Annotated in this window: 5 protein-coding genes; 3 read left to right on the top strand and 2 right to left on the bottom strand. The window is 71.6% G+C overall.

Annotation, left to right across the window (positions count from 1 at the left end; translation table 11 throughout):
• Positions 1–143: 143 nt before the first annotated feature.
• Positions 144–1,121: a methylenetetrahydrofolate reductase [NAD(P)H] gene (gene metF / locus G6026_RS10360; protein WP_182613128.1), complete on the bottom strand. Its 978-nt coding sequence runs from the start codon at positions 1,119–1,121 to the stop codon at positions 144–146.
• A gap of 95 nt (positions 1,122–1,216) precedes the next feature.
• Between metF and G6026_RS10355 the strand changes: the two genes are divergently transcribed.
• Positions 1,217–2,296, top strand: a complete 1,080-nt coding sequence (locus tag G6026_RS10355; RefSeq protein WP_107756205.1) for a polyprenyl synthetase family protein — start codon at positions 1,217–1,219, stop codon at positions 2,294–2,296.
• 2 nt (positions 2,297–2,298) lie between these two features.
• Positions 2,299–3,849, top strand: a complete 1,551-nt coding sequence (gene mptB / locus G6026_RS10350; protein ID WP_309230210.1) for a polyprenol phosphomannose-dependent alpha 1,6 mannosyltransferase MptB — start codon at positions 2,299–2,301, stop codon at positions 3,847–3,849.
• Here mptB and G6026_RS10345 read toward each other — a convergent pair.
• Entirely contained in the window at positions 3,818–4,186 is a 369-nt protein-coding gene (locus G6026_RS10345; RefSeq protein WP_182613127.1) for an Rv2175c family DNA-binding protein, read from the bottom strand. The genes mptB and G6026_RS10345 overlap by 32 nt on opposite strands.
• 113 nt (positions 4,187–4,299) lie before the next feature.
• On the opposite strand from G6026_RS10345, the gene G6026_RS10340 reads away from it, so the two are divergent.
• The coding region (locus G6026_RS10340; RefSeq protein ID WP_241728017.1) for a protein kinase at positions 4,300–5,272 on the top strand (973 nt) is incomplete at its 3' end.

Raw genomic sequence — 5,272 nt, 5'->3', positions numbered from 1 at the left:
GGGATCGGCGCGGCCCTGCTGGTGTCGATCGGGACGATCCTCGCCGCCCGGACCTCCCGCGCCCGCTCGGACCGCCTCGTGCGCTGACCCGCCCGGGCCCCCGCGACAGCGCGGGCACCCGCGACAGAACGGAGCGGGCGGTGTCAGACCCCGCTCGCCACCACTTCCGGCGACGGGACCATCGAGAGATTGGCCAGCACCTCGTGGGTGGCGCGGGAGAAGTTCAGGGTGTTGAAGTGCAGGCACGGCACGCCCTCGGCGATCAGGCGCTCGCAGAGTTCCGTGGCGAACTCGATCCCCACCTCACGCACCGCGGCACGGTTCTCCTCGGGGCCGTCCCCCGCCGCCGTACGCAGCCTGTCGGACAGTCCGTCCGGCAGTGCGCACCCGGACAGCTCCACCATGCGGCGGACCTGACGCAGGCTCGTCACCGGCATGAGCCCGGGGATGACCGGTTTGACGGCCTGCTCCGGGTCCGCGGACTCCAGTCGATCCCGCAGGCGCAGATAGTGCTCGACATCCCAGAACATCTGCGTGATCGAGTACTCGGCGCCGGCGCGGAGCTTGTTGAGCAGGATCTCGGTGTCGTGATCGAGGTCGCGCGCCCGGTAGTGACCCTCGGGGAAGGAGGCGACGCCCACGTGGAGGTCACCGACCTCGTGGATCAGTCGGACGAGCTCCTCCGCGTAGTGCAGACCCTCGGGATGCGGCGTCCAGTCCCCGAGCGGGTCACCGGGGGGATCGCCCCGGAGCGCGAGGATGTTGGTGACCCCCACGTCGGCGTACATCTGGATCATCTCGCGTAGTTCGGCGATCGAATGGCCCACTGCCGTCAGGTGCGCGATGGGGACCAGGTCGGTCTCCCGCACCACCCTCTCCACCACCTTGACGGTCCGGTCGCGGGTGGAGCCGCCCGCACCGTAGGTGACGGACACGAACGCCGCCCCCAATTCGGAGAACACCGAGGCAGCGCGCCACAGACGGGCCTCCGCGGCCTCGTCCCGGGGTGGGTAGAACTCCACGGAGAACGGCACCCTGGGGATGCGCGACGAGGCGATGCGGTCCACGATGCTCGGGTGTCGGTCGCCGCCCGCCGGTACGAGGTGGGGTAGCTGGGTCACCGGACCAGGGTAGCCCGACACGCGCCGGTCCCGACCCCCGCCCGGCGACTAGGATCACGGTCACGAGGGCTGCCGGGCGGCGGCGCCCCGAAGGGATGGTGACCGTGGTCACGGCGACTCGTCCGGACGACGCGCAACGGGTGCTCGGCGCCCTCCGCCGCCATCTCGACGAGCGGCGGCGGGTGGTGTCAGGGGTCGACGACCGTGTCGACGCCCTCGCGGGACGGTTGTCGGACTTCGTCCTCAACGGCGGCAAACGGATCCGACCCCGTTTCGGCCTGGCCGGGTGGTCGGCCGCGAGCCCGGCGGACGCGACGGTCCCGGATGAGATCCTCACGGCCTGCGCCGCACTCGAGTTGATCCAGGCCTGCGCCCTCATCCACGACGACATCGTGGACGCCTCGGACACCCGTCGCGGCCGACCGACGGTCCATCGTTCGATCGAGGCGACACACCGCGACCTGGGATGGTCCGGAGACCCCGCCCGGTACGGCGTGTCGCAGGCGATTCTCGTCGGGGACCTCGCACTGGCCTGGGCGGACGAGATGTTCGTGACCTCGGGCGTCGACCCCACCGCGCTCGGCCGCGCACTGGAGCCGTGGTACGCCATGAAGACCGAGGTGCTCTCGGGGCAGATGCTGGACATCCTCGCCGAGTCCTCCGGTGCGACCGACGAGGAGACGCCGGCCCGGGTCAACCGCTTCAAGACGGCCGCATACACGGTCGAACGGCCCCTGCACATCGGTGCCGCGCTCGCCGGGGCGGAGCCGGGCACCGTCACGGCGCTGCGCGAGTTCGGGGTGGCCGTGGGGCAGGCGTTCCAACTCCGTGACGACATGCTCGGCGTCTTCGGTGATCCGGAGGTGACCGGCAAGCCGTCCGGGGACGACCTCCGAGAGGGCAAGCGGACCCTCCTGCTCGCCCGCGGTACGGCGCTGGCGCCGACCGGGGAGGCGGAATTCCTGCTCTCGGTCCTGGGCACCGATCTCGACCCCGCCGATCTCGAGCGCGCGCGCCGGATACTGGTGGACTGCGGTGCGGTGGCCTCCGTCGAGGCGGAGATCGACACCTTCACGGTCCGGGCCCTGGACGCGATCGGGTCCGACGCGGTGAGCGAGCACGGTCGGGTCACACTCCGCGCCCTGGCCGAGGCCGCCACCCGTCGACGGTCGTGACGGTGGCGCCTGATCCCACCCCGGGGGCCGTCACGTCCCACGAGTCGGATCCGTCGGTGCCGACGCGCGCCGCCCGCTCGCTCACCTCTTCTGCGCGCTCGGCCCTCACCGGGCCCTCCGGTCCCGCGCTGTACCGCGGGATGCTCGGGTCCGCACTCCTGACGCTCGGGGGTTTCGGCGCCGGGGCACTGCCGGTGGACGGTGGACCCGCCGTCGCCGTCGGACTGCTCGGGTTCACCTTCGGTCACGGTGAGATCCTGGCGCTGACGCTGTGCTGGATCGGGATCGCGCTGCTCTTCAGCGGCTGGCTCGCGCTGGGACCGCGGGCGCTGTCCGGTCGGCTCCCCACGCGGGACGCGGTGTGGGCCACTGCGCTGTGGTCGCTTCCGACACTGCCCGCGGTGCCGATGTTCAGCCGCGACGCCTGGTCGTACCTCGCCCAGGGGGCGATGACCGCCGCGGGCGTCGATCCCTACGAGTTCGGTCCCGAGGCCAACCCGGGCGCGTTCTCGGACGAGGTCAGCCCCGACTGGCAGTCGACCGCCACTCCGTACGGACCGCTCCACCTGCTGCTCATGAGGGGCGTGGTGGCCGTGTCCGGCGGCCACCCGGCGGTGGGGATCGTCATCCTGCGCGTCGCGGTGTTGTCCGCACTGGCCGCACTGACCGTTCTGCTCGTCATGGCCGCTCGCCGGACCGGCGTCGACGCGGCGGCCGCGGTCTGGTTGGCGTGCGCGTCGCCACTCGCCGTGATCCACCTGGCGGGCGGGCTGCACAATGAGATCTTCCCGCTCGTCGCCTGCCTCGGGGCGGTAGTCCTCACCCTCGACGGTCGCGTGACCTGGGCGGGGGCGGCGATCGGGATCGCAGTGGCCTTCAAGGCGACCGCCGTGATCGTGGCCCCGTTCCTGCTGTGGATCACGCTGTCGCGACGCCGCGACGACCCGGTTGTCGCCAGACCGACGCTCAGGGCGCTCGGCGACACGGCGCTGGCCGCGGCGGTCGCGATGGCCGTGCTCGGGCTGACCACCCTCGGGTCCGGTACCGGAGTCGGATGGTTCGACGCGATCGCCGTGTCCGACAGGGTGATCAACTACCTCAGCGCACCGACGGCGGCAGCGCATCTCATCCACGCGGTCACCGACTCCCCCGGGTTCGAGGACGTGCTGGCAGTGGCACGACAGGTCGGGCGGGTGGTCCTCGCCGTGGCGCTGGTGGCCGTGTGGTGGCTCCATCGCCGGGACCGGAGAACGGCGCTGCGGGGAATCATGCTGGCGCTGCTGGCCTTCGTCGTACTGAACTCGCTCGCCTGGCCCTGGTACTACGTGTGGGTGGCCGCGTTCTGGGTTCTGGCGAGGCCGGGGCCACGAGCCACCACCGCCGCGGTCGGAACGACCGTGTTCCTGGTCATGGCGATAGGACCCAACGGATCGACCAGCCTCTACAGCCCGGTGCTCTCCGGGGTCGCGGTGCTCGCCTCCCTGGCGGTGGCCGGGTGGTGGTGGCGGACCACCAGCGGGATCAGAACGCCATCGCCTGAGCGCGCCGGATGACCTCCCGGGCGCGGTGACCGTGGAGTGCGTCCGCGGGCCGACCCGGCAGGCTGTCGTCCTCCGTGAAGAGCCACCGCAGGATCTCCTCGTCGCGGTAGCCGCCGTCCCGCAGGACCGAGACGAGACCGGGCAGGAACCGCACCACCTCGTCGTCGTCGTCCAGGAAGACCGCGGGGACCACCACCACGCCGCCACGCTTGACGGCGATCAGTCCCCCCTCACGCAGCAGGTCGTGTACACGGGTGACCGGGATCCCCAGTCGACTCGACACCTCGGGCAGATTGATCGTCTCGATGTCCCCGGGCAGGACGTCATCACAATGCGGAACGGTACTCACGGCGACCACGTTAGTCCCAGCGAGGCCCGGCGGTCACCACCGCGGGGACCCCTGCCGGGCGCGCCGCCCGGTCGCATGCCGATATCGCGACGCCGGCGGGCAGAATGGACTCCATGACCACTCACGACGGGCAGCTTCCAGGGCCGGGCACGGTGCTCGACGGGCGCTACCGGCTCGACGCCGTGATCGCCCGGGGCGGGATGTCGATCGTCCACCTGGCCACTGACGAACGGCTCGACCGTCACGTCGCCGTCAAGTTGTTGGATCCCGCCCTCGCCGGAGATCGGGCCTTCGTCGACCGGTTCACCCTCGAGGCCCGCTCGGCCGCTCGACTGTCCGACCCGGGCATCGTCCAGGTCTTCGACCAGGGGGTCGAGGGGGACACCGCCTTCCTCGTCATGGAACTGGTCCCGGGCGGGACCCTGCGCGAGCTCCTCGACGAGCGCGGACCCATGCCCCCCTACGCGGCCGCCGCCGTACTGCGCCCACTGCTCGGCGCTCTGCGCGAGGCTCACGCGGCCGGGTTGGTGCACCGCGACATCAAGCCCGAGAACGTCCTCATCTCGACGACCGGTGCCGTCAAGCTCGCCGACTTCGGCCTCGTGCGTGCGGTGGCCGAGTCCAGAGCGACCTCCCGGAGTGTCGTGATGGGCACCGCCGCCTACCTCTCCCCCGAGCAGATCTCCGGAACCGACACCGATGGACGCTCCGACCTCTACTCACTCGGCGTCCTCGCCTACGAGATGCTCACCGGGGAGCCCCCGTTCAGCGGGGACAACTCGATCGCCGTGGCCTACCGTCGCCTGGACACCGACGTCCCCGCCCCGTCCGACCAGTCCGATTCCGTGGCAGAGGACCTCGACCACCTGGTCCTCCGGGCGACGCGCCGCAGCCGCGAGGACAGGTACCCGGACGCGGCGGAGATGCTCGACGACCTCGACCGGGCCGCCGAGATCGGACGTTTCCCCACCTACGTCGTCCCCGCACCGCAGCAGTCGTCCTGGTCCAGGGCCCGGGCTGCCGCCGCCCGATCGGCGCCCGACGGCGCGGCGGAGTTCGACGCCGCCGATCGCGAGAGCGGTGAGG

Source organism: Dietzia sp. DQ11-38-2 (genome assembly GCF_014145055.1).
Classification (GTDB): Bacteria; Actinomycetota; Actinomycetes; order Mycobacteriales; family Mycobacteriaceae; genus Dietzia.
The sequence above is the reverse complement of the archived record's forward strand: the minus strand, read 5'-3'. Positions and strand labels throughout refer to the sequence as shown.